This is a genomic window from Collinsella phocaeensis (genome assembly GCF_900119895.1).
GTDB classification, from domain to species: Bacteria; Actinomycetota; Coriobacteriia; order Coriobacteriales; family Coriobacteriaceae; genus Collinsella; species Collinsella phocaeensis.
This window is the reverse complement of sequence record NZ_FQLR01000004.1, coordinates 23,602-45,085: the sequence shown is the minus strand read 5'-3', so window position 1 is coordinate 45,085 and position 21,484 is coordinate 23,602. Positions and strand designations below refer to the sequence as shown.

20 protein-coding genes, 2 tRNA genes and 1 pseudogene are annotated in these 21,484 nt (G+C 64.0%); 13 read left to right on the top strand and 10 right to left on the bottom strand.

Going from position 1 to position 21,484, the window contains the following annotated elements; genetic code table 11:
- Positions 1 to 99: 99 nt before the first annotated feature.
- On the top strand, positions 100 to 2,541 hold the full coding sequence (locus BQ7355_RS02395) for a glycoside hydrolase family 3 C-terminal domain-containing protein (protein WP_072414776.1): 2,442 nt from the start codon (positions 100 to 102) through the stop codon (positions 2,539 to 2,541).
- Positions 2,542 to 2,609: 68 nt separating this feature from the next.
- Here the strand turns inward: BQ7355_RS02395 and BQ7355_RS02390 are convergent, their stop codons facing one another.
- Complete coding sequence (locus tag BQ7355_RS02390; RefSeq protein ID WP_072414775.1) at positions 2,610 to 3,107, bottom strand: bifunctional nuclease family protein; 498 nt, start codon at positions 3,105 to 3,107, stop codon at positions 2,610 to 2,612.
- Between the two features lie 238 nt (positions 3,108 to 3,345).
- Between BQ7355_RS02390 and BQ7355_RS02385 the strand changes: the two genes are divergently transcribed.
- From BQ7355_RS02385 to BQ7355_RS02375, 3 genes are all read left to right on the top strand, one after another.
- A tRNA-Ile gene (locus BQ7355_RS02385) sits at positions 3,346 to 3,422 on the top strand.
- A 64-nt stretch (positions 3,423 to 3,486) separates the two neighbouring features.
- Positions 3,487 to 3,562: transfer RNA gene (locus tag BQ7355_RS02380), tRNA-Ala, on the top strand.
- A gap of 347 nt (positions 3,563 to 3,909) precedes the next feature.
- On the top strand, positions 3,910 to 5,604 hold the full coding sequence (locus BQ7355_RS02375) for a phospho-sugar mutase (RefSeq protein WP_072414774.1): 1,695 nt from the start codon (positions 3,910 to 3,912) through the stop codon (positions 5,602 to 5,604).
- Between the two features lie 391 nt (positions 5,605 to 5,995).
- On the opposite strand, the gene BQ7355_RS02370 is transcribed toward BQ7355_RS02375, so the two are convergent.
- Positions 5,996 to 6,241: a hypothetical protein gene (locus BQ7355_RS02370; protein WP_072414773.1), complete on the bottom strand. Its 246-nt coding sequence runs from the start codon at positions 6,239 to 6,241 to the stop codon at positions 5,996 to 5,998.
- A gap of 21 nt (positions 6,242 to 6,262) precedes the next feature.
- Positions 6,263 to 6,364 (bottom strand): annotated as a pseudogene (locus BQ7355_RS09310) (transposase); the annotation flags it as partial.
- A gap of 440 nt (positions 6,365 to 6,804) precedes the next feature.
- Here BQ7355_RS09310 and BQ7355_RS02365 point away from each other — a divergent pair.
- Positions 6,805 to 7,356, top strand: a complete 552-nt coding sequence (locus BQ7355_RS02365; protein ID WP_072414772.1) for a TetR/AcrR family transcriptional regulator — start codon at positions 6,805 to 6,807, stop codon at positions 7,354 to 7,356.
- Between the two features lie 195 nt (positions 7,357 to 7,551).
- Positions 7,552 to 9,423: an oleate hydratase gene (locus BQ7355_RS02360; protein WP_072414771.1), complete on the top strand. Its 1,872-nt coding sequence runs from the start codon at positions 7,552 to 7,554 to the stop codon at positions 9,421 to 9,423.
- Positions 9,424 to 9,630: 207 nt separating this feature from the next.
- Here BQ7355_RS02360 and BQ7355_RS02355 read toward each other — a convergent pair whose 3' ends face one another.
- The 5 genes from BQ7355_RS02355 to BQ7355_RS09025 all read right to left on the bottom strand — a co-directional run bounded on the left by BQ7355_RS02355 (position 9,631) and on the right by BQ7355_RS09025 (position 11,347).
- Positions 9,631 to 10,047: a hypothetical protein gene (locus BQ7355_RS02355; protein WP_072414770.1), complete on the bottom strand. Its 417-nt coding sequence runs from the start codon at positions 10,045 to 10,047 to the stop codon at positions 9,631 to 9,633.
- A 39-nt stretch (positions 10,048 to 10,086) separates the two neighbouring features.
- Positions 10,087 to 10,365 (bottom strand): hypothetical protein, encoded by a 279-nt coding sequence (locus BQ7355_RS02350; protein WP_072414769.1) that lies wholly within the window; start codon positions 10,363 to 10,365, stop codon positions 10,087 to 10,089.
- A 39-nt stretch (positions 10,366 to 10,404) separates the two neighbouring features.
- Positions 10,405 to 10,557 (bottom strand): helix-turn-helix domain-containing protein, encoded by a 153-nt coding sequence (locus tag BQ7355_RS09455; RefSeq protein ID WP_083581467.1) that lies wholly within the window; start codon positions 10,555 to 10,557, stop codon positions 10,405 to 10,407.
- Positions 10,490 to 10,849: a hypothetical protein gene (locus BQ7355_RS02340; protein WP_240307294.1), complete on the bottom strand. Its 360-nt coding sequence runs from the start codon at positions 10,847 to 10,849 to the stop codon at positions 10,490 to 10,492. The genes BQ7355_RS09455 and BQ7355_RS02340 overlap by 68 nt, the downstream gene beginning before the upstream one ends.
- A gap of 144 nt (positions 10,850 to 10,993) precedes the next feature.
- Positions 10,994 to 11,347 carry a hypothetical protein gene (locus BQ7355_RS09025; protein WP_143761686.1) on the bottom strand — a complete coding sequence of 118 codons (354 nt, stop codon included), beginning with the start codon at positions 11,345 to 11,347 and terminating at the stop codon, positions 10,994 to 10,996.
- Between the two features lie 327 nt (positions 11,348 to 11,674).
- On the opposite strand from BQ7355_RS09025, the gene BQ7355_RS02335 reads away from it, so the two are divergent.
- Positions 11,675 to 12,109, top strand: a complete 435-nt coding sequence (locus BQ7355_RS02335) for an Hsp20/alpha crystallin family protein (RefSeq protein ID WP_072414768.1) — start codon at positions 11,675 to 11,677, stop codon at positions 12,107 to 12,109.
- A 181-nt stretch (positions 12,110 to 12,290) separates the two neighbouring features.
- On the opposite strand, the gene BQ7355_RS02330 is transcribed toward BQ7355_RS02335, so the two are convergent.
- Entirely contained in the window at positions 12,291 to 13,118 is an 828-nt protein-coding gene (locus tag BQ7355_RS02330; protein WP_072414767.1) for an MBL fold metallo-hydrolase, read from the bottom strand.
- Positions 13,119 to 13,178: 60 nt separating this feature from the next.
- Between BQ7355_RS02330 and tilS the strand changes: the two genes are divergently transcribed.
- From tilS to BQ7355_RS02300, 6 genes are all read left to right on the top strand, one after another.
- Positions 13,179 to 14,738: a tRNA lysidine(34) synthetase TilS gene (gene tilS, locus BQ7355_RS02325; RefSeq protein ID WP_205407550.1), complete on the top strand. Its 1,560-nt coding sequence runs from the start codon at positions 13,179 to 13,181 to the stop codon at positions 14,736 to 14,738.
- Positions 14,739 to 14,777: 39 nt separating this feature from the next.
- Positions 14,778 to 15,326: a hypoxanthine phosphoribosyltransferase gene (hpt, locus tag BQ7355_RS02320; RefSeq protein WP_072414766.1), complete on the top strand. Its 549-nt coding sequence runs from the start codon at positions 14,778 to 14,780 to the stop codon at positions 15,324 to 15,326.
- 1 nt (position 15,327) lies between these two features.
- A complete protein-coding gene (ftsH, locus tag BQ7355_RS02315; protein WP_072414765.1) occupies positions 15,328 to 17,532 on the top strand; it encodes an ATP-dependent zinc metalloprotease FtsH in 2,205 nt (734 codons plus the stop codon).
- 160 nt (positions 17,533 to 17,692) lie between these two features.
- Positions 17,693 to 18,517 carry a DUF2238 domain-containing protein gene (locus BQ7355_RS02310; RefSeq protein WP_072414764.1) on the top strand — a complete coding sequence of 275 codons (825 nt, stop codon included), beginning with the start codon at positions 17,693 to 17,695 and terminating at the stop codon, positions 18,515 to 18,517.
- 34 nt (positions 18,518 to 18,551) lie between these two features.
- A complete protein-coding gene (locus BQ7355_RS02305; RefSeq protein ID WP_072414763.1) occupies positions 18,552 to 19,733 on the top strand; it encodes a pyridoxal phosphate-dependent aminotransferase in 1,182 nt (393 codons plus the stop codon).
- An 8-nt stretch (positions 19,734 to 19,741) separates the two neighbouring features.
- Positions 19,742 to 20,554, top strand: coding sequence for a PHP domain-containing protein (locus BQ7355_RS02300; RefSeq protein ID WP_072414762.1), 813 nt, complete (start codon positions 19,742 to 19,744; stop codon positions 20,552 to 20,554).
- Positions 20,555 to 20,612: 58 nt separating this feature from the next.
- On the opposite strand, the gene BQ7355_RS02295 is transcribed toward BQ7355_RS02300, so the two are convergent.
- Positions 20,613 to 21,449 carry a trimeric intracellular cation channel family protein gene (locus tag BQ7355_RS02295; protein WP_143761684.1) on the bottom strand — a complete coding sequence of 279 codons (837 nt, stop codon included), beginning with the start codon at positions 21,447 to 21,449 and terminating at the stop codon, positions 20,613 to 20,615.
- Positions 21,450 to 21,484: the final 35 nt, after the last annotated feature.

Below are 21,484 nucleotides of genomic sequence, written 5' to 3'. Positions count from 1 at the left end.
GCCGCGGGCGGGCTTTCGTCCATCCCCAAGGGGAAACTGTGAGATAACGGGTACCGAGCGTTGCCCTTGGAAATGCGGTGTGAGCGGGAGGTTGAGCGCATGGATGTCGATCGGACCGTCGCGGGGATGGCCCCGAGCGCCAAGGCGCGCCTGCTCGCCGGCGCGACCCATTGGGAGACGCATGCGGCTCCGGAGTTCGACGTTCCTCCGCTGTGGCTTTCAGACGGTCCGCACGGCCTGCGCAAACAGGAGGGGAAGGCGGACCATCTCGGTATCGGTCAAAGCGTTCCATCCGTGTGCTATCCGACCGCCAGCGCGCTTGCCTGTTCGTTCGACCCCGACCTCGTCGAGCGCGTGGGCGCGGCAATCGGCGAGGAGGCCCGCGAGCAGGGTGTCGGCGTTGTGCTCGGTCCGGGCGTCAACATCAAGCGCAGCCCTATGTGCGGAAGGAATTTCGAGTACTTCAGCGAGGATCCGCTGCTTTCCGGCATCATGGGGGCGGCGATGGTCCGCGGCATCCAGTCGCGCGGCGTCGCCGCGTGCGTGAAGCATCTCGCGGCGAACAACCAGGAGCACGCCCGGCTCATCTCGGATTCCCGAATCGACGAGCGCACGCTCCGCGAAATCTACCTCGCTCCGTTCGAGCGCGTCGTGCGCGATGCGCGGCCCTGGTCGATCATGACGGCGTACAATCGCCTGAACGGCACGTACTGCTCGGAGCATCCGTGGCTACTCGGGACCGTGCTGCGAGGTGAATGGGGGTTCGACGGCGCGACGATATCCGATTGGGGGGCGCTCAGCGATTCGGTCGCCGCCGTCGCCGCCGGGCTCGATCTGGTGATGCCCGGCCCTCGGCCCGATCACGCCTCTGCGGTGTGCGCCGCCTCCGCTGCGGGTGCCCTCGACCCCGCCGCCCTCGACGCCGCGGCCTCAAACATCATCGAGCTCGCGGACCGCGTCCGTCGCGGCTCCTGCATCCCGTATCGCTTCGATCTCGATGCGCACCTCGCCCTTGCCCGGGTGGCGGCCGAGCGGTCCGCGGTCCTGCTCAAAAACGACGGCCTCCTCCCCCTCGACCCCCAGCTGTCCGTGGCGGTTATCGGTTCGTTCGCTCGCCGCCCCCGCTACCAGGGGTCGGGCTCCTCGAGGATAAACCCTGTCCGTCTCGACAACATCTGGTATCAGATGGGGCTCATGGGCGCCGACCTGACATATGAGGACGGCTATGATCCGGAGACGGGCGATGCGCACCCCCGCCACATCCGTGCGGCCGCCCGTGCGGCCGCCCGTGCGGATGTCGCGCTCGTGGTGGCCGGATTGCCCGGGAGATATGAGTCCGAGGGATTCGATCGCAAGCAGATGGTCATGCCCCGCGGCCATCGCGAGCTCATCGAGGCGGTGTGCGCCGCGAACTCCAACACGGTCGTCGTGCTCCAGGGCGGTGCGCCGATGGAGATGCCTTGGAGAGATCTGCCCGCGGCGATCCTGCTCATGCATCTTTCCGGATGTCAGGGAGGCGCCGCAACGGTCAGCCTGCTCTATGGGCGCGCCTGCCCTTCCGGACGGCTCGCGGAGACCTGGCCCGTCAAGTTGGATGACACGGCTCTCGGCGGGACGTATCCCTGCCTCGACCGCACGGTGCGCTATATGGAGGGTCCGCATGTGGGGTATCGATACTTCGATGCCACGGGAACCGATCCTGCGTATCCATTCGGATACGGGCTTTCATACACAACGTTCGACTACACGGAAATCGCGGTGTCCCGCGTGCCTGGGGCGTTCGAGGTCAGGGTCGAGGTGGCGAACACGGGGTCTCGGGAGGGGGCTGAGGTGGTCCAGCTCTATCTCGCCGCCCGGGACCGGAGTCTCTTTGCCTGCCCCCGCCGTCTCGTCGGGTTTCAGCGCGTGTCGGTGCCGCCCGGTGAAATGACCGCTGCCCACATGCGCCTCGACTTCGATGCCTTCCGCGTTTGGGACCGCTCGGCGGGCGCGTGGGTCGCGGTGGAGGGCCTCTACGACCTGTTCGCCGCATCCTCGAGCCGGGACATGAGGTTGCACAGCGTGATCGAGCTGGCCGCCTCGAGCGCACCGTTTGACGTCCACGACTACGGAGGCGACGTCGGCCGCTCCCCCGTTGCGTGGCCCGCCCCTTATGTCGATGTCCCCTCCGGCGGGTACACGCGCGCCATGTTCGACATGTTGAACGGCGGGCCCGCGCCCGAACCAGACCCGGTCCCGCCCTATACAAAGGATTCCCCCGTCACCGACCTGGCCGCGACGTTTTTGGGGCGGCGGGTGCTTGGCCTGGTTCGCCTCGTGCTTGACGAGCCGGCGAGGAAGCTCGATCGTGACCAGCGTGAAATGATGCGCGAGATGGCGCGGGACATGCCGCTGCGGTCCATGATCACGAGCGGCGTTCCCGCCGCCGCCGTGGACGGCTTCGTGGAGATGCTCAACGGCCGCCGCCTGCGCGGTTTTGCGTCCATGATGAAAGGTCTGGCGCAGATGCTGCATCTCCGCGATGCGAGAGATGGGAGTTAGCTCGCCGGGCGCCCCGCCGCGAGGAGGGCGCATCATGCCGGGCCGCGGGCGATGATGGCGGCTATGCGTTAGAAGTCGTCGGGGGAGAGCGTCTGGACGAAGCGGTCGAAGCGCTCGAGCTCCCCTTCGCCGTCCTCCGCATCCGCCGAACTGGCCGTGCCCGCACGGTTCATGACGTCGTCCTCGACGTAGATGGGGGCGTTTGAGCGCACGGCGAGGGCGATGGCATCGCTCGGCCGCGCATCCAGCTGGTGCTCCGCACCGCTGCCGGAGATCACGACCGATGCATAGAAGACCGGGGCGTCGACCCGCGTGATCTCGACGCGCTCGACCCTGGCGTCGAGCGCGTCGATGGCGTCGAGCATGATGTCGTGGGTGAGGGGACGCTCCGAGCGGCCCACGTCGATGCCGCGCCCGATGGCCGCCGCCTCGAATGCGCCGGTCTGAATGGAGAGGGAGCGCGACGGCGCCTCGTCGGATTCACTCGCCTGCCTCTCGCGCAGGACGACGACGGAGGGCATCGGCCCGCCCGCCATGAGAATGGTCTCAACGTCAACGCGAATCATGATGGCACCTCCTGGTCTGGTTCGTTCGCCGCGATTGGGTATCGGACATGGTACCCAATTCTTGTCGAGCGAAGGGAAGATACATGCATTCTGTCCACTCGCTTAGGGGTTCGTTCGACGATGGGCTGCAAAAGCGCAGGTCGGGAGCGCGTGTCGGCATGCGCGAATCATTTTCAAAATAATTGGAAAATCTTGTTGCATACGCGATAGGGCTCCTGTACTATAGGTCAAGTGCGAAGGACCTGTAGCTCAGTTGGTTAGAGCGTCCGGCTGATAACCGGGAGGTCACAAGTTCGAATCTTGTCAGGTCCACCACCTTTTCTTTCGCAATAAACACCCCAGCGAGAGCCGAGTCGCCGCTGGGGTGTTTATTACTCTTGGGGGTTTAGCTCAGCTGGGAGAGCGCGGGCTTTGCAAGCCTGAGGTCAGGGGTTCGATCCCCCTAACCTCCACCATAGAATGTACGAGCCGGGGCCGCGTGCCCCGGCTTTTTTGTTACCGCTGCACGGGATCGAACCCCGCCGGACCTCAATTCGGGAACAGTCCCCACATTGAGGTCCGGCGTGTCGAGGGGGGTGCACTCCCCCAACGATGACTTCGCACGGTCTCAAGAAAGCGTCTATTCCCAATCGAGGCGTTTTCGAATAGAGGAGCTCGTGGGGCCCGGCCGTCCGCATACGCAACGGCGCGCTTGCCGCAACGTGGAGGGACGCTTTATCAAGATGGCGTATAGTAACGGTGGGTGCGTGTTTTACGCCCCTCCCGCATGCCGGGAGTCCGATGGTCTGAAAGGGTACGTTCGATGGTTGATGTACACGAGCTGCTCGATGCGTGGATCGCCCACGTCACCGACGAGGAGCTGCTGCAAGAGCTTAAGAGCATGAAGGAGTCCGGCGACGAGGGCGCGATCACCGATGCGTTCTTCCAGGACCTCGCATTCGGCACCGCTGGCCTGCGCGGTACGATCGGCGCCGGCACCAACCGCATGAATATCTATACGGTCGGCCGCGCTACGCAGGGTTTCGCCGATTACCTGGTGAAGAATTTCGAGAACCCCACGGTGGCGATCGCGCGCGATAGCCGCAACAAGGGCGAGCTCTTCGTGAAGACCACCGCCGCGATTCTCGCTGCCAACGGTGTGACCTCCTACGTGTATCCGAAGATCTCCCCCGTGCCCACGCTGTCCTGGGCCACGCGCTATCTCAAGTGCTCCGGCGGTATCTGCATGACCGCGAGCCACAACCCCGCGCCCTACAACGGCTACAAGGCCTACGGTCCTGACGGCTGCCAGATCACGTCCGAGGCGGCCGCGGCCATCTCGGCTGCCATGGAGGCCACCGACCCGTTTGCCGACGTCAAGACCATGGACTTCGACGAGGCCGTGGAGCAGGGCCTGGTCAAATGGATCGACGACGAGGTGCTCGACGCCTACTACGACGCCGTCCTCGCCCAGTCCGTTAACAACCTCACCGACGAGCAGATCGCGGGCGCTCCGCTCAAGCTCGTCTACACGCCGCTCAACGGCACCGGCCTCATCCCGGTGACCACCGTGCTCGCCCGCGCCGGCATCACCGACGTGACCGTGGTCCCCGAGCAGCGCGACCCGGACGGCGACTTCCCCACCTGCCCGTACCCCAACCCCGAGATCCGCGAGGCCATGCAGAAGGGCATCGAGCTGTGCGACGAGGTCCATCCCGACCTGCTCCTGGCGACCGACCCCGACGCCGACCGCGTGGGCGTCGCCTGCGCCGACGGCGACGACTACACGCTGCTCACCGGCAACGAGATGGGCGTGCTGCTGCTCGACTACATCTGCAAGATGCGCGCCGAGCGCGGCGAGGACCTCTCCAGCAAGGTCGCCGTCACCACCATCGTCTCCTCCGCCATGGTCGACGCCCTGGCCGAGGAGTACGGCTTCGAGCTGCGTCGCTGCCTCACCGGCTTCAAGTACATCGGCGACATCATCACCGGCCTGTCCGACGCCGGCGAGGCGGATCGCTACATCTTCGGCTTCGAGGAGAGCTACGGCTACCTGTCCGGCGACCACGTGCGCGACAAGGACGCCGTCAACGCATCGCTGCTCATCTGCCAGATGGCCCAGTGCTACAAGCTGCAGGGCAAGAACCTGGTCCAGGCCATGCGCGAGCTGTACGAGAGGTACGGCTACTATCACAACCGCACCATCTCGCTGAGCTATCCCGGCGCCGACGGCGCCGCCAAGATGGCCGGCATCATGGCGGGCCTGCGCGAGAACGCACCGACCGAGATCGCGGGCGCGAAGGTCGAGGCCGTGGTCGACTACGCCACCTGCGTGAACGGCCTGCCCAAGGCCGACGTCGTCGAGTTCGACCTCGAGGGCGGCAACAAGGCCATCGTGCGCCCGTCCGGCACCGAGCCCAAGATCAAGCTGTATGTCTTCGCCAAGGGCGAGGACGCGGCGGCCGCAGACGCGCTGCTCGACGCTATCGAGGCGTCCGGCCGCGAGCTGCTCTCGTAGCCTGCTGCGACGCCATCGCGAAGTGAGGCGGCTCCGTCCCGTTAGGGGGCGGAGCCGCTTTTTTCTAATATGAGTTGAACATTGTCAAGAGGCAAAACCGGCCCGGCCGTCCGCGGAGCTACCGCGCACGGCCGGGCCTACCTATCTTCACCCGGCGACCGCGCCGTTTGAGGGCGTGTCTTCTCGACGCACGTTCGGCATTCTAATATCCGCGCGTGGCCTTCTCGGCTGCGCATTTCGTTGCTACGGCTGGGGGCCTCGCGGCGAAATCGGAGTCTGTTGGCGGGCGTGGCGGTGTCCCCGCCGCCCAAAAAAAGAACTCGAGTGGCCTCCCAACGGCCTCGAGCGCGGCGCGCGCCGGGGTCGGACCCTGTTGTCCGGGGCGCCCGCGCTACGAGGTCGCCATCCGCGCTATCGCCCACACCCAGCACGCCATCTCCCGCGCCGTGGCGCAGTTGGCCACGCACGGCCTCTTGCCGGCGGCGGCCATGGCCTCCCTGCGCTCGATCAGCCTGCGGTTGCACTTCGTCGCGTGGCGCCGCACCGCGGGCGCGACCTCCTGGCCGGGCGCGAGGGGCTTCGGGTCGTGCGAGGACATCGGGACGTGCCAGGCGGACTCGACGAGCGCGCGGCGCACGTGGGCGTTGCCCGCGCGGGTTATCCCGCCCCTCGACGAGGTCTCGCCGCTCGAGTGCTCCGAGGGCGCGAGCCCGCACCGCGAGGCGAACGACGGCGCGCTCGGGAACCGGGCGGGGCGGATAGCAGGTGAATCGGCTCTACCGCGCCGGCCTGCGCGTCGGCAGCCGTGATCATGGCGGTCTGCAGCGCCTCGCGCGACGTCATTGCTAGCTTATCGATTCTCATGGAATCACCTCTCTTGGGGCGGCCGCCCTACGGCGCGGCTTCACGTTGTTCGAGAAGTATTATTGCAAGCTTTGTACGATCTTATACACAAATCTAAGTCTCCATATATAAGATTTTCTGAGTGGTTGAGAGATAGGGAGCAGGCACGCTCACCCGCTACGGCCTCGTCCCCTTACTATCTCAAGCCGTAACATCTAGCGGCTGTTTCTGGCTCTAGATGTTACAGATTGAGACGAATCGAGCCGCCACAAAGGTGTCTGTTCCCTTCGTGGATGGTGATTGCATGCGGGGTACCATGGGAATATTTCATGATTCAACTTCGATGGCGGGAGAGCAATGGCTGGACAACTGACAAAGCGCGCGTTGGAAGATTCTCTTAAGCGACTACTGCTTCAAAAGCCACTGACTAAGATCACCATCGCGGACCTCACTGAGGACTGTGGGGTCAGCCGCATGACGTTCTACTATCACTTTCAGGACATCTACGACCTGGTTGAATGGGCATGTGAGGAAGACGCCGGCCGCGCGCTCGCCAACAACAAGACGGCCGATACCTGGCAGGTGGGCCTGGAAAACATCATGCTCGCGGTGCGCGACAACAAGCCCTTTATCATGAACGTCTATCACTGTGTGAGCGCCGAGCGCATCCAGCGTTTTCTGCAGCCCGTGACATTCGACCTGATCGAAGGCGTGGTCGAAGAGCACGCCGCAGGCAAGAGCGTCTCACAAAGCGACAAGGTCTTTCTGTCCCGCTTTTTCGCACATGCATTTATCGGTGTAATGCTCGACTGGATTGCCGCAGGCATGGCCGAGGACCCGAGCGCAGTAGCCGAGCGCGTTTCCAAAATATGCGAAGGCCAGATTGACGCAGCGCTGGCGAGATTTTGACTATTACACGTTGGAGCGCAAAGCGGCCAAGTGCGTCACGCCGGGCCGGCGTGACCTTGGGAGACCAAAGCCAAGCAGATTTGTACAATCCGCCCCCGTTGATTAAAAATCGTACAAGGTGACGATCTTGTATCGGTTAGGCCGCGCTGATCAGGGCAAAAGCTTGTTAACGAACTTCGTTGGCAAGGAGGAGCCATGTACTATTCAAGCGGAAACTACGAAGCCTTTGCTCGTCCCAAGAAGCCTGCGGGCATCGACCACAAGAGCGCCTACATCATCGGCACCGGCCTGGGCGCGCTTACCGCAGCCTGCTATCTGGTGCGCGACGCGCAAATGCCCGGAAGCCACATCCATATCCTCGAAAAGGACCCCGTTGCGGGCGGCGCCTGCGATGGTGCCGACATCCCCGGCGTGGGCTATGTCATGCGCGGCGGCCGCGAGATGGACAACCACTTTGAGGTCATGTGGGATCTTTTCCGCTCCATTCCCTCGATTGAAGATCCGGACATCTCCGTGCTCGACGAGTACTACTGGCTCAATAAGGAGGATCCCAACTACTCGCTGTGCCGCTCGACTAAGAACCGTGGCCAAGACGGCGGCACCGATGGCAAGTTCGGCCTGTCGGACAAGGCGGCGACCGAGATCATGGACCTGTTCTTTACGCCCGACGAGGAACTGGCGAACCGTCCGATCACCGATTTCTTTGACGACGAGGTGCTCAACTCGAATTTCTGGATGTACTGGCGCACCATGTTCGCCTTTGAGAACTGGCACTCGGCGCTCGAGATGAAGCTCTATATCCGCCGCTACATCCACCACATCGCGGGACTGCCCGACTTTAGCGCCCTGCGCTTCACCCGCTACAACCAGTACGAGTCGATGATTCTGCCCATGCAGCGCTATCTCGAGGCGCACGGCGTGCAGTTCCACTTTGACACCAAGGTCGAAAACGTGGTGTTTGAGGTTGGCGGCGGCGAGGGTCCGCGCCGCGCCGTCACTGGCACCGGCCAGGACACGATTCAGCGCATCCAGCAGGCCGCCTTTGCGCGCAACCCCTACAGTACGAGCACCAAGAAGGTCGCGCGTCGCATCACCGTGACGCATGCAGGCGAGATTTCGAACATCGACCTCACTGAGGATGACCTGGTCTTTATCACCAACGGCGGCTGTGTGGAAAACTCGACGATCGGCGCGCAGGATAAGCCCGCCGCATGGGATCCGACGATTCGCCCCGGTGGCGGTTGGGACATGTGGCGTCGTATCGCAGCGCAAGATCCGAGCTTTGGTCATCCCGATAAATTCTGCGGTGACCCCGAGAAGAGCAACTGGATGAGCGCCACGGTCACCACGCTCGACGGCGAGATTGTGCCCTATATCCAAAGGATCTGCCATCGCGATCCCTTTACCGGGCACGTCGTGACCGGTGGCATTGTGACCTGCAAGGATTCGGGCTGGCTTATGAGCTGGACGATCAACCGCCAACAGCAGTTCCGCGATCAGCCCAAAGACCAGCTTTGCGTGTGGGTGTATGGCCTGTTTACCGACAAGCCCGGCGACTACGTTAAGAAGACCATGCGCGACTGCACCGGCGAGGAGATTTGCCAGGAATGGCTGTATCACCTGGGCGTTCCCGAGGATAAGATTGCTGAGCTGGCGGCAAATCACGCCAACACCGTGCCCGTCATGATGCCCTACATCACCGCCTTCTTTATGCCGCGTGAAGCAGGCGACCGCCCCGACGTGGTGCCCGATGGCGCCGTGAACTTCGCGTTCCTGGGCCAGTTTGCCGAGACGCCGCGTGACACGATCTTTACGACTGAGTACTCCATGCGCACCGGCATGGAAGCCGTCTACACGCTCTGCGATGTCGACCGCGGCGTACCCGAAGTCTGGGGTTCGGTCTTTGACGTGCGTGACCTCCTTATGAGCAGCGTTAAACTACGCGACGGTGAGCCCATCACCAGCATGAAGCTGCCTATGGTTGAGCGGATTGCTCTCAAAGAAGTGCTCAAGAAGGTCGAGGGAACCGACATCGCCAAACTCCTCAAGGAGTACGGCGCAATCTAGCACACAAGAACCACCACAAAGGGGCAGGCACCTTTGTGGTGGTTTTCGACAAAAAGAAGCCGCCCCGATAATGAACTGCACCCCAAAACTTGGACGCGCTAAATCATAACCACTAGGCGGCCTCCCGAAGGGCCTGCTCCCGGAACTCAACCGGGGTCAGGCCCTTCAGCCTCCTCTGGCGCCTCACGTGGTTCCAGTGGCAAAGGCTTAGGCGAGCTCCGAGCAAGCGTCTTCGAACAGATTGGCCGAAAGGAGCAGTGCCGAGGCAATCTGGCCGACGACGTATCCAAGGGAGCCGCTCGACCATCTCATGAGGGTCGAGGCCGAAACGGCCGCCATCAGCTCGCCGTCGCTTTTCCCGGAACTCTTCTTCCACGAGCAGACGAAGCGCATCCAGCTTGCAAGGTCGACGAGGAAGATCGGCGCGAGGGCAATGGATGTATATTCAGCAAGCGACGCGCAGTCGGTGCCGCTCGGGACAGATAATGTCAGAAAATACGGCAGCATCCACTTGTATCCAAGGAATACGGAAACGTTTAGCAGAAAGCTTAGCAGCACGATCCAATTAAGCACGCGGCAATCGCTGAAACGACGGTTGATGATTTCTGCGACGATGCCAAACAAATGAATCCTCCTTGAGATTGATGAGAGCGTTTTGTTTGCTCAAATCGGTACTATAGCGGCAGACGACTGCATATCTATGTACGCACCAGCGGCGGCGCGGGGCTCATTCCCCTTGAAATCTCTGATCTGGCCCTTGAGGTCCTCGCGCTTGTTGACGGCGTAGACCGTCCTCGTGACCTTCTTCCTCCCGAGCGCGCTCTGGCACTCCTCGGGGATGCGAATCACGAGTTCGAGCAGGTCGACCTCGGGTTCTTCCTCTTCCTCCGAGGGAGACCCTTCCTCGCCCGCGCCTCGTCGACGTCGTACGGTTTGTCGCATCTCAGCCTCTCCACGGCAAGCCCCTCTCGCCCCCCCGGCCTAGCCGGCCCCGTTCAGGTAGCGCAGGAGGCAGAACTTAGGTATGACCCACCGGGATCCCATCCTGCTCCCCTTGAGCCTTCCGCTAGAGAGGAGTTTTCTCACGCCCGCGGGGGTCGTCTGGGTGAAAGCGGCGACCTGCGAGGGAGTCATCAGGTAGGGGGTAGCCAGCCAGGGCCCCGGCGGCGGGGCGCTGCATCTTGGAGACGGCGCCCACCGCGCAGTCGGGGCCGAGGGCGCGCAGGACGCGGCAGAGGTGGAAGCCGGTCGCGCCGGACTCGTAGACCGCCTTGGGCGACTCGAAGGAGAGCGCCCACTCGGCGACCGAGGCCGGGTCGTAGCCGAACGACGCGCGCTCGACCTCCCCGGTCATGGGGTTCAGGGCGCAGGCCTTGATGCTCCTGGCGTGGACGTCGAGACCGATGGCTGTGACATAATTGGACATGGAGCCCCTCTCCGTCGCATGTGGCGCGCGGCCACGGTTGGCGCTACGACCATTGTCGCCCGACCCACGATAGAGCTACAAGAGGAGGGGTCCCAATGTTCAACTCATATCGTCTGTTGGATCGATTGGGTGGCGCGGTCCGTGTCAGCGAGTGACGGCGTACCAGATGAGGATGAAGGCCGCTATCGCGATCACGGCGATGGCTGCGATCCGCCCGCGCCGCGCCTTTCGCTTGCGCTGGGCGATGAAGATGGGCTTGCCGGGCGCCGGCGATTCGAGCAGGTGAGCGAAGTCGGGCCGTCCCTCCGGCATCGGCCTTCTGGCTCCGCTTGGCGTGTTGCCCCGAAACGGATGGTTCGCCGTGCCGTCGCCTGTTGCAAGGTAGTCGGGGTCGCTCGACGCGATTCCCATGTCCAGGTGTCTGCCATGCCGCACGCCCGCCTGGCTGCGGTGCGTTTCGCTTCGCGCGGAACGAATGGATTCGTTGTCTTCGCTCATCGGGCCACCTTGGATCGTGATGTCACGAGCTCATTGTATGGGGGTTGAGGTATTCGTACCGGATTAATAGGTTGCGACACAAAATCGGGATGCATCCGAGTCGTCGCTACGTCTTCGTCGAGCATCGTCTCGCTTTTGCCGTCTCGCGACCGCCGACGGGTCGCATTCAAACTTAAGTAGAAGTGACTTAGATTTGATGATGGTGTGACGCTTAAAAAATCTTCGGCATATGGTTTAAATCAAGGTGGAGCGGGAATAACTCCAAGCGTCAAGAGAAGGCCCCATCCGCTCGTGCGGGTGCGGCGCGACATCAAAGGAGTGGTCGTAATGGCAAGCATGGTTCCGTATCGTTCGGTGTTCGGTCTGCGTCCGGCGAGCACCGCTTCCCTTCTCGACGCGTTCGACGACATGATGGATTTCGCATCCGCGCCGCTTTCGAGCAAGGCGTTCCCCATCGACGTCGAGGACAAGGGGGATGCCTACGAGGTCAAGGCATACCTCACCGGCGTCTCGAAGGACGATATCGATGTCGAGCTCAATGAGGGTCGCCTCTCCATCTCCGTCAACGTTGAGGAGAAGGAGGAGGATCAGGGCAAGAACTACCTGCAGAAGGAGTTCGCGTCCTATAGCGCCACGCGCGGCGTCTACCTGAAGGACGCCTCTTCTGAGGGGCTGTCCGCCCGCTACGCGGACGGCGTCCTTACGGTCACGGTCCCCAAGATCGTGGAGAAGAAGAACGTGACCAAGATCGCTATCGACTAGTCGAACGCGTTGCCGCCAAGGTGGGGTACGCAAGGACGGGGCGAGTGCACGGTGTGCGCCCGCCCCGTTTTTTTGGCGCGCCGGCGCGAGATAGGTGCCGGCGCGCGATCGCGTGCGATCCGTGCTGCGGTACGAGAAGATTGGGGCGTTGGGCCGATCGCGCGTCAGGACGCGTGATCGATCAGAGGATGGCGACCGGACGGTTTTGGCCGGCCGCACGGATATGCAGAGAAGGGAGACCGCCGCTGCGCTCGAGCGTCGCCGTCGACCCCAACTCGTCATCGAGCTCGGCGCCGAGGGTCCCCGCGATCGCGCGCACAGCAAGGCTCGGCCTATTGTTCTCTTGGGAGATATGCATGGCGATGAGGTGCTCGGTGCGTTCGCCAACAACTTCCGCGGCCGCGCTCGCCGCCTGCTCGTTCGAGAGGTGGCCGCGGTCTGAGCGAATGCGGTCCTGCAGATAGCGGGGGTACGGGCCGCACGCAAGCATCGGGACGTCGTGATTGGCCTCGAGCGCAATGATGCGCGCGCCACGCAGTCCGCTGCGCATCGCGGCTGTCATGATCCCGGTGTCCGTGGCGTACCCTATGGCGTCGCCGTCGCACGAGAAGCGAAACCCGACCGGATTTGCGATGTCGTGGGAAGTCGAGAAGGTGTCGACGCGCATCCCGGCGAGCTCGAGGGTTTCTCCGGGGGCGAAGTGATTGAACGGGAGCTCGCGGAGGGCCCGCCGCAGTTCGGTCGAGCCCTCGGATGCGAAGAGTTCGACGGGGAAGGCTCGGTGCCATACGGCGATGCCCCCTGTATGGTCGCCGTGCTCATGGGTGAGTACCAGCGCCCGGACGTCGTGCGGTCGCAGCCCGCAGGCCTCCATCCGCGAAAGAACCTCGCGACGCGAAAGCCCGTCATCGATCATGACGAGGCCGCCGGGGCCCGCGACGATGGAGCAGTTGCCTTTTGAGCCGCTGGCGAGAACGTAGAGATGCAGTCTGTCCCGTGAAGAAGGCATGCGGCGTACGACCTTTCGTGCAGATACAATATGGGCGGACGATAAGACGGGAGATGTGATATGCCGACGGTTGCGCAGCACTACAGGACGGTACCCGCGCGGGCGGCCGCGGGGGCCCCGCCCGCCGCGGCGCCCGTGGTGCTCATGGTATCAGGAGGCGCGGACTCGACGGCGCTTCTCGTCATGGCGTGCACGTCTCGGCTTGATATCGGAGATGGCCGCGGCACCGCCCGCGTCGCCCGCGAGCGACTGCACGTCCTGCATGTAAACCACCATCTACGCGGGGACGCATCGGACGGCGACGAGCGCTACGTGCGCGAGCTGTGCGATCGTTTCGGCCTGCCGCTCTGCGTCGAGCATGCGGATTTCTCCGATCTCGGGGGGTCGAATCTCGAGGCGGCCGCTCGGGAGGTTCGCTATGCCGCCGCGCGGCGCTACGTGCGTGAGCTGTCCGAGAAGCTGGGGACGCCTCGGTCGGCCGCGCGCATCCTCACGGCGCACACGGCCTCGGATCGCACGGAGACGTTCTTCATGAATGCGATCAGAGGGTCGGGGCCGGCAGGGCTCTCGAGCATCCCCCGCCGCCGCAACATCATTGTGAGGCCCCTCATCGAGCGCACGCATGAGGACCTGTGCCGCTACCTGGAGGTGGCCGGTATTCCCTGGCGCGAGGATGAGTCAAATGGCGATATCTCCTACCTGCGCAACTTCGTGAGGCACCGCGTGGTCCCGAAGGCCCGGGAAAGGAATCCGGAGCTGGAGCGGGCGATTGGATCGACCTGCGACATTCTTGGGGAGGAGGATGCGTTCATGGCGCATCTCGCCGCCAGCGCCCTGCGGGCCTGCACGTTGAGGACCGATGAGGGGCTCATGGTCATCGACGCCTCGCGCCTGGCTTCGGCCGAGCTGGCGCTTGCGCGCCGCATGGTGCGCCTAGCCCACAAGCGCCTCGCTCCCGATGCCCGCATCGAGATGCGCCATGTGGAGCAGGTGCTCGCCTGCGTCGCCTCGGGGAGCGGCTCGTTGAGCCTTCCGGGCGGCGTCGACGCGCGCATGGAGTTCGGCGCGCTTGCGTTTCGAACTCCATGTGCGCGCGAGCGCCTGGTCGCCGCATGGCTGGGGGTTCCCGCCTCGATCCCCTTGGCGAATCAGGCGATGCTCGTCTCCGAGCTCGTGCGCGTGCCCTCCGGGACGAACCCCGTCGCGCTCGCCCTGGATGATCGGGGGGCCGCCGACGGATCGGTGGCGTACATCGATGCGGCGGCGTTAGGGTATGCGGTGCACGATCCGTCCCATTTGCGCGGCGCCGACGCGACGATCCCGGCCGACGTGCGCTCCGCGCGCTTGTGGGTGGACGCCCCCGCCCCCGGCGACATCATGTGCCCGCTCGGGATGAGCGGCCGGACGAAAAAGCTCTCGGATATTCTCAACGAGGCCCACGTGTCCGTGGCGGACCGTCCGTCGGTTCCCGTGGTGCGCACCGCGCCCGGAGGGGCCGTTGTGTGGGTTGCGGGTATTCGGCTGGACGACCGTTTCAAATGCACGCCGGCTTCACGGCTGCTGATAAAATTGGCTGTTCGTCCCTTGAATCGCGCCCCCGAGGACGCGGCGATGGGGTAAGCTCACACATACCGGCCCGGACGTCAAGAAAGGCAAGTCATGAACGCAATGCATCCGGATGTTGAAACCGTGCTCTTCTCCGAAGAGGACATCGCCGCCATGGTCAAGCGTATGGGTGAGGAGATCTCCCGCGACTATGCCGGCCGCGACCTGGTTCTCATCGCGGTGCTGCGCGGCGCCGTCGTCTTCATGGGCGACCTCATGCGCGCCATCGACTGTCCGGTCGCCATCGACTTCATGGCCGTTTCCAGCTATGGAGACGGCGCCAAGTCCTCGGGCATCGTCCGCATCATCAAGGACCTCGACATCGACATCAAGGGCCGCGACGTCCTGATCGTCGAGGACATCCTCGATTCCGGCCTCACGCTCAAGTACTTGATGAAGAACCTTGCCAGCCGCAAGCCCGCCTCCCTGGAGGTCGCCACCTTCCTGTGGAAGGACGTCGAGGGCAAGCAGGCTGCCGTGAATCCCAAATACGTCGGCACTCACTGCCCGGATGCGTTCGTCGTCGGCTACGGCCTGGACTACGCCGAGCGCTACCGCAATCTTCCCTACGTCGGCGTGCTCAAGCCGGAGGTTTATTCGTAGCATGACCAATCTGCACAACCGTATCGACGACCGCTCGGCCGCGCGCTTCGCGGAGAGCGACGGCCCCAGCAAGGAGGACGGCTCCGCACCGCGCGGCAACGCGCCCGAAGACGATTCCCGCGGCCTCATGGACAAGCTCGAGGGAAACCTGTTCGGCGGGTCCGGCAGGGGGCCCGAGGGGTCGGGTGGACGCAAGCCGCCGTCCCGCGTGAGCTGGCTCTACTTCTTGCTCGCCTGCGCGCTCGTGGGCTATATGGCGATGAGCATGGGCGGCGCGTTCCAAGGCGGTTCGAATGCGAAGGAGCTTTCCACGAGCGAGTTCGTCACCGCCGTGAAGGACGACCGCGTGGATAGCGTCGTCTATACCGTCATGGATGGAACCATGACGGGCGAGTACTGGCCTGAGGACGCCGCGCATGACGACAAGAACCTCGTGCCGTTCACCTCGACCTACGTTGGATCCGATTCGCTGTCCGAGCTCATGGCGAAGCACCCCGACACCACGTACACGGTTGATACGGATGATCCGAACTTCTGGTCCGACCTGGTCATGACCCTGCTGCCGACCCTCGCGCTCATCCTGCTCATGATGTACTTCATGCGGCAGATGACGGGTGCGAACAACAAGGCGATGCAGTTCGGGAAGACCAACGCGAAGACCAACGAGGCCACGCGTCCCAAGGTGAAATTCTCCGATGTCGCCGGCATCGACGAGGCGGTGGAGGAGCTTGAGGAGGTCCGCGATTTCCTGGCGGAGCCCGAGCGTTTCCGCAAGCTGGGAGCCAAGATTCCCCGCGGCGTCTTGCTCGTCGGCCCTCCGGGCACCGGTAAGACCCTGCTCGCGAAAGCGGTGGCCGGTGAGGCCGGCGTGCCGTTCTTCAGCATCTCCGGATCCGATTTCGTCGAGATGTTCGTCGGCGTGGGCGCGAGCCGCGTGCGCGACCTTTTCAAGGACGCCAAGGCCCAGGCCCCTTCGATCATCTTCATCGACGAGATCGATGCGGTCGGTCGCCAGCGCGGCGCCGGTCTCGGCGGCGGTCACGACGAGCGCGAGCAGACCTTGAACCAGCTGCTGGTCGAGATGGACGGCTTCGAGGAGAGCGAGAGCGTGATCCTCATCGCCGCGACCAACCGCCCCGATATCCTCGATCCGGCGCTGCTGCGTCCTGGCCGTTTCGACCGCCAGATCACGGTGGACCGTCCGGATGTGGCGGGCCGCGAGCAGATTTTGCGCGTGCATGCGCAGAACAAGCCGTTTGTGGACGGCGTGAGCTTCAAGCGCCTGGCTCAGCTCACGGTCGGGTTCACCGGCGCAGACCTCGCGAACCTGTTGAACGAGGCCGCCCTGCTGGCGGCGCGTCGCCACCGCAAGGACATCTCCATGTCCGAGATCGAGGAGTCGATCGACCGCGTGATAGCCGGTCCCGAGCGCAAGGCCCGCGTCATGACGGAGACGGAGCGCACGACGATCGCTTACCACGAGAGCGGGCACGCCCTTGTGGGCCACCTGCTCGAGCACGCCGATCCGGTCCATAAGATCACGATCATCCCGCGCGGGCAGGCCTTGGGCTACACCATGTCCCGTCCCGAGGAGGATCACTTCCTCACGACGAAAAACGAGATGCTCGACGACCTCGCCGTGTTCCTCGGAGGCCGCGTGGCGGAGGAGCTCATGTGCGATGACATCACGTCCGGCGCGAGCAACGACCTCGAGCGCGCGACCAAGATGGCGCGACAGATGGTCACGCGCCTCGGCATGAGCGAGGAACTGGGAACCCAGGTGTTCGGCGAGGCTGACCACCAGGTGTTTTTGGGCCGAGACTATGCGGATCATCAGGATTATTCCGAGGAGACGGCCCACCGCATCGACGTGGAGGTCCAGCGCATCATGCGTCAGGCCCACGAGCGCGCCGAGAAGATCCTCACCGACCATCGCGACCAGCTCGAGCTGATGGCGCGCGTGCTGCTCGAGCGCGAGACCGTCGAGGGCGCCGCCGTCGAGGCGCTGCTCGACGGGCGTTGGGACGAGTTCGTCGCATCCGAGGAAGCGGAGGGCGAGGCTCCTTCGAGCCCCGCGCCTTCGAAGAAGTCGAGGCAGAGTGACGAGGAGATCGCCGCCGCCGCGGCTGCATTCGCCGAGGCGGCGGTTGCGGCGGAGCGGTCCGCATCGGATGCTTCCGTCGACGCTCCCCCGACCGACGCGTAGGGGAAACGACGTTTCACGCACGAAGAGGCGCTGCGGTGCATGAGCGCCGTGGCGCCTCCCTGCTCTTTACGGTCAGGTTTGGCCGCTTAGTTCCCATCAGACTTCGCGCGTGCCGAGTCGTCACGCGTGGCGTTTCCGCCCGCGCTCGAAAGGAAAGGTCATGTCGGGTTTCATCAAGCGCTCGAAAGAGGTCATGCACCGAAAGCGGGAAGAGGAGCCCACGGTGTTCGTCCTCTACTTCGTCCTGCGCGCCCTCGTCCTGGTGACGTTGGTTCGCTCCGCGTTCCTCGGTCACTACGAACACATGATGCTGTGCGTGCTCACCCTGGTTCTCCTGCTCATTCCCTCGTTCATCGAGCATACGCTCGATATCGACTTGCCTGATCTTCTTGAATCGATCATCCTGCTCTTCATCTTCGCCGCCGAGATACTCGGTGAGATCGATGCGTTCTACATCCGCATTCCCTTCTGGGATACCATTCTCCACACTACGTGGGGCTTTCTCTGCGCGGGGATCGGATTCGCCCTCTTTGATATCCTCAATCGCAGCGAGTCGTCCAAGATTCACCTGACGCCACTCTATATGGCGGTCTCCGCCGCCGCCTTCTCCATGTGCATCGGCGCGTGCTGGGAGATCTTCGAGTACGGCGCCGATTGCTTCATCGGTGTCGACATGCAGAAAGATACGCTCGTCCAGGGCTTCAACACCGTATGGCTCGATCCGACCAACTCCAACGTGACGGTACCGGTGCAGGGGATCGCATCCACGCAGATCCTGCTGACCTCGGGTGAGGTCGTCCAGATTCCTGGTGGCTATCTGGACATCGGTATCCACGACTCCATGGCCGACCTCATCGTGAACCTCATCGGTGCCCTCGTGTTCGCAGTGATCGGCTATGCATATGTGAAGACGCGCGACGGTCGCTCGTTAGCAGCGCGTTTCATACCGCGGGTGCGCCGCGGGCGCGGCCGGCGGACGGTATGATTGCGTCGTTGCGCGCAAGAAAGGGGAGGCGTCCATGGTGAACCGGACGATGTATGAACGCGGAGCAGAGAGCTCGAAGATTCGCGAGATCTTCGCGTACGCCTGCGAACGGAAGGCTCAAATCGGGTCGGAGAACGTCTTCGATTTCAGCCTGGGCAACCCGAGCGTCCCCGCCCCGGCTTCCGTCCGGGCCTCGATCGAGCGCTCGGTCGCGGAGGTCGATCCCGCGGTGCTGCACGGGTATACGCCTGCGCCCGGTCTGCCCGCCGCCCGCGCGGCCGTCGCGGCATCGCTCAACCGTCGGTTCGGGACGGCGTATGGCGCCCAAGATGTCTTCATGACCGTCGGCGCCGCCGCTTCGGTGAGCTGCTGCCTCCACGCGCTCGTCGCCCCAGGGGACGAGGTCATCGTCATCGCGCCGTACTTCCCCGAGTACGCCGTATGGATCGAGAACGCCGGCGCGACCTGCGTCGAGGTCCTAGCCGATCAGAAGACGTTCCAGATCGACGTCGATGCGCTGCGCGCGGCGATAACGGAGCGCACGGCCGCCGTCATCATCGATTCCCCCAACAACCCGACGGGGGCCGTGTACACGCGCGCGACGCTCGAGGCGCTCGCCGCCGCCCTCCAGGAGGCCTCGGCGGGGCGCGATGAGCCGATCTTCCTCATCTCGGACGAGCCGTATCGCGAGGTCGTCTACGGGGCCGAGGTTCCCTGGGTGCCGAGCATCTATGCTCCCACGGTGGTGTGCTATTCGTATTCGAAGTCGCTGTCGCTTCCCGGCGAACGCGTCGGATGGGTGCTCGTTCCCGACACGTGCGCCGATCATGACCGCATCATGGCCGCTGTGGCCGGTGCGGCCCGATGCCTCGGGTTCGTATGCGCGCCCGCGCTGTTCCAGCGCGTGGTCATCGATTGTGTGGACGAGCCGTGCGACGTGGAGTCCTATGCGCGCAATCGAGAGGTTCTCACGCGGGCGCTGTCCGAGTACGGATACGACTATGTCGAACCCGACGGAGCGTTCTACCTATGGATGCGCGCGCTCGAGGAAGATGCCGAGGCGTTTTGCGCCCGCGCTCGAGCCTATGAGCTGCTCCCGGTTCCATCGGACAGCTTCGGCGTGCCGGGCTGGGTCCGTATCGGGTACTGTGTGAGCCATGAGACCATCGAGCGCTCGCTTCCCGCCTGGGAGGCGCTTGCCCAAAGCTACCGTTAGGGGTGCCCATGTCGTACCGTATCGCAGGCGATCTTCATACCCACACTCTGTTCACGCGCCACGCGTATTCCACGATCGCCGAGAACGTGGCCGCCGCACGCGCGGCCGGCCTCGAGGTCCTGGGAAGTGCGGACCATTTCAGCCCCATGCTCTTCGATGAGCCTACGATCAAGAATTTCCAGTTCTTCATCAACCAGAGGATCTGGCCGCGTGAATGGGACGGCGTCACGCTTCTGAGGGGCGCCGAAGTCGACATCGTCGACCTTGACGGCACGCTGTTCGGAGAGAACATCTCGTGCCCCGAGACCATCCTCGACACGCCGTACGGGGAGGACTTGCCGCTCATCGATCGCGTCACCGCCCATCTCGACTATCTGGTCGCAAGCGTGCATGCCACGAGCTTCGCCGACGGGGCCACCATAGCCCAGGGAACCGATATGTACCTGGCAGCCCTGGAGAACCCGAAGGTGTTCATCTTGGGCCATACGGGTCGCGCGGGCATTCGCTACGATGTCGATACGGTGCTGAAGCGAGCCGCCGAGCTCGGAAAGCTCGTCGAGATCAATGAGCACAGCCTCGCGGTGGACGCGCCGGACGGCCGCTACCACGCGGCGTGTTCCCACATCGCCGAGCGCGCCGCCGAGATGGGGTGCGGCATCACCGTATCCAGCGACGCGCACATGGCGAGCCGCATCGGGAAGTTCCCGCGGGCGGAGGAGATGCTCGCGGAGATCCACTTCCCGGAGGAGCTCATCATGAACAGGAGCCGTGCATCGCTGCTCGCCGCCCTTGAGCGCGCCGTCGGTGCACGGGTGGCGTAGGCATCCGAGGGCGGCGGGACCGGGGCGCCCCCCGGTCGAGTGCAAGCCGTCCGCGCCGTCAGCGTCTGCGGTAGCGCCCCCTCCAGGCGCGGCGAATCTCCTCGCGCTGCCTTCTGGAGATATCGGCCTGGATGCGTCCGCGACGCCGCTCGAGGCTCTCTGCGCTGCGGAGGGCGGATGCGCGATTCTTGACCTTGTGCGCGGCCCGCGCGATGTCCTCATCGGTCGGGCTCTGAATGTTGTAGTGCAGGGAGAGGAAACGCAGGGCGATGGTCACGGCGACGCAGGCGACGAGGGCGACGATATGGGAGTACCCGATGCCGGTGAGAAGGGTGTAGGAGACCGACCCGCCGATCGCCGCGACGGCGTAGAAGGTGCTGCGCTGGAAGATGCGAGGCGTTTCTCCGAGGCACACGTCTCGCAGCATGCCGCCGCCGACTGCCGTGAAGAAGCCCATCATCACGCAGACCATGGGCTCAAACCCGTATACCAGGGCCTTATCTGCGCCCGTGGCTGCGTAGAGGCCGACGGAGAAGATGTCGAGCAGCGCGATGACTCGATCCTGCTTGAGAAAGGGCGAGGGGAAGACGAAGGTCAGAGCCGCGGTGATCACGGAGACGGGTAGCGCGAGGGGCTGGTTGAGGATGTAGACGTTGCCGACCTGCAGGATGACGTCGCGGAGCAGACCGCCGCCCAGGCTGACGAGCACGGCGAGGCATATGGCTCCCACCAGGTCGAGCTTGCGTTCCCGCGCCGCGAGGGTGCCGGTTATCGACGCGACGACGATGGCGACCATCTCCATCCACACGGGTACGGGAACCATGGACTCCGCGGCGCGCACGGCGGTTATCGCCGTGATGGAGGCGGAGCACAGTATCGGGTAGATCAGGTGCATGCGTGCGGCTTTCGGGTCGGATGCGCGCGGGCGGT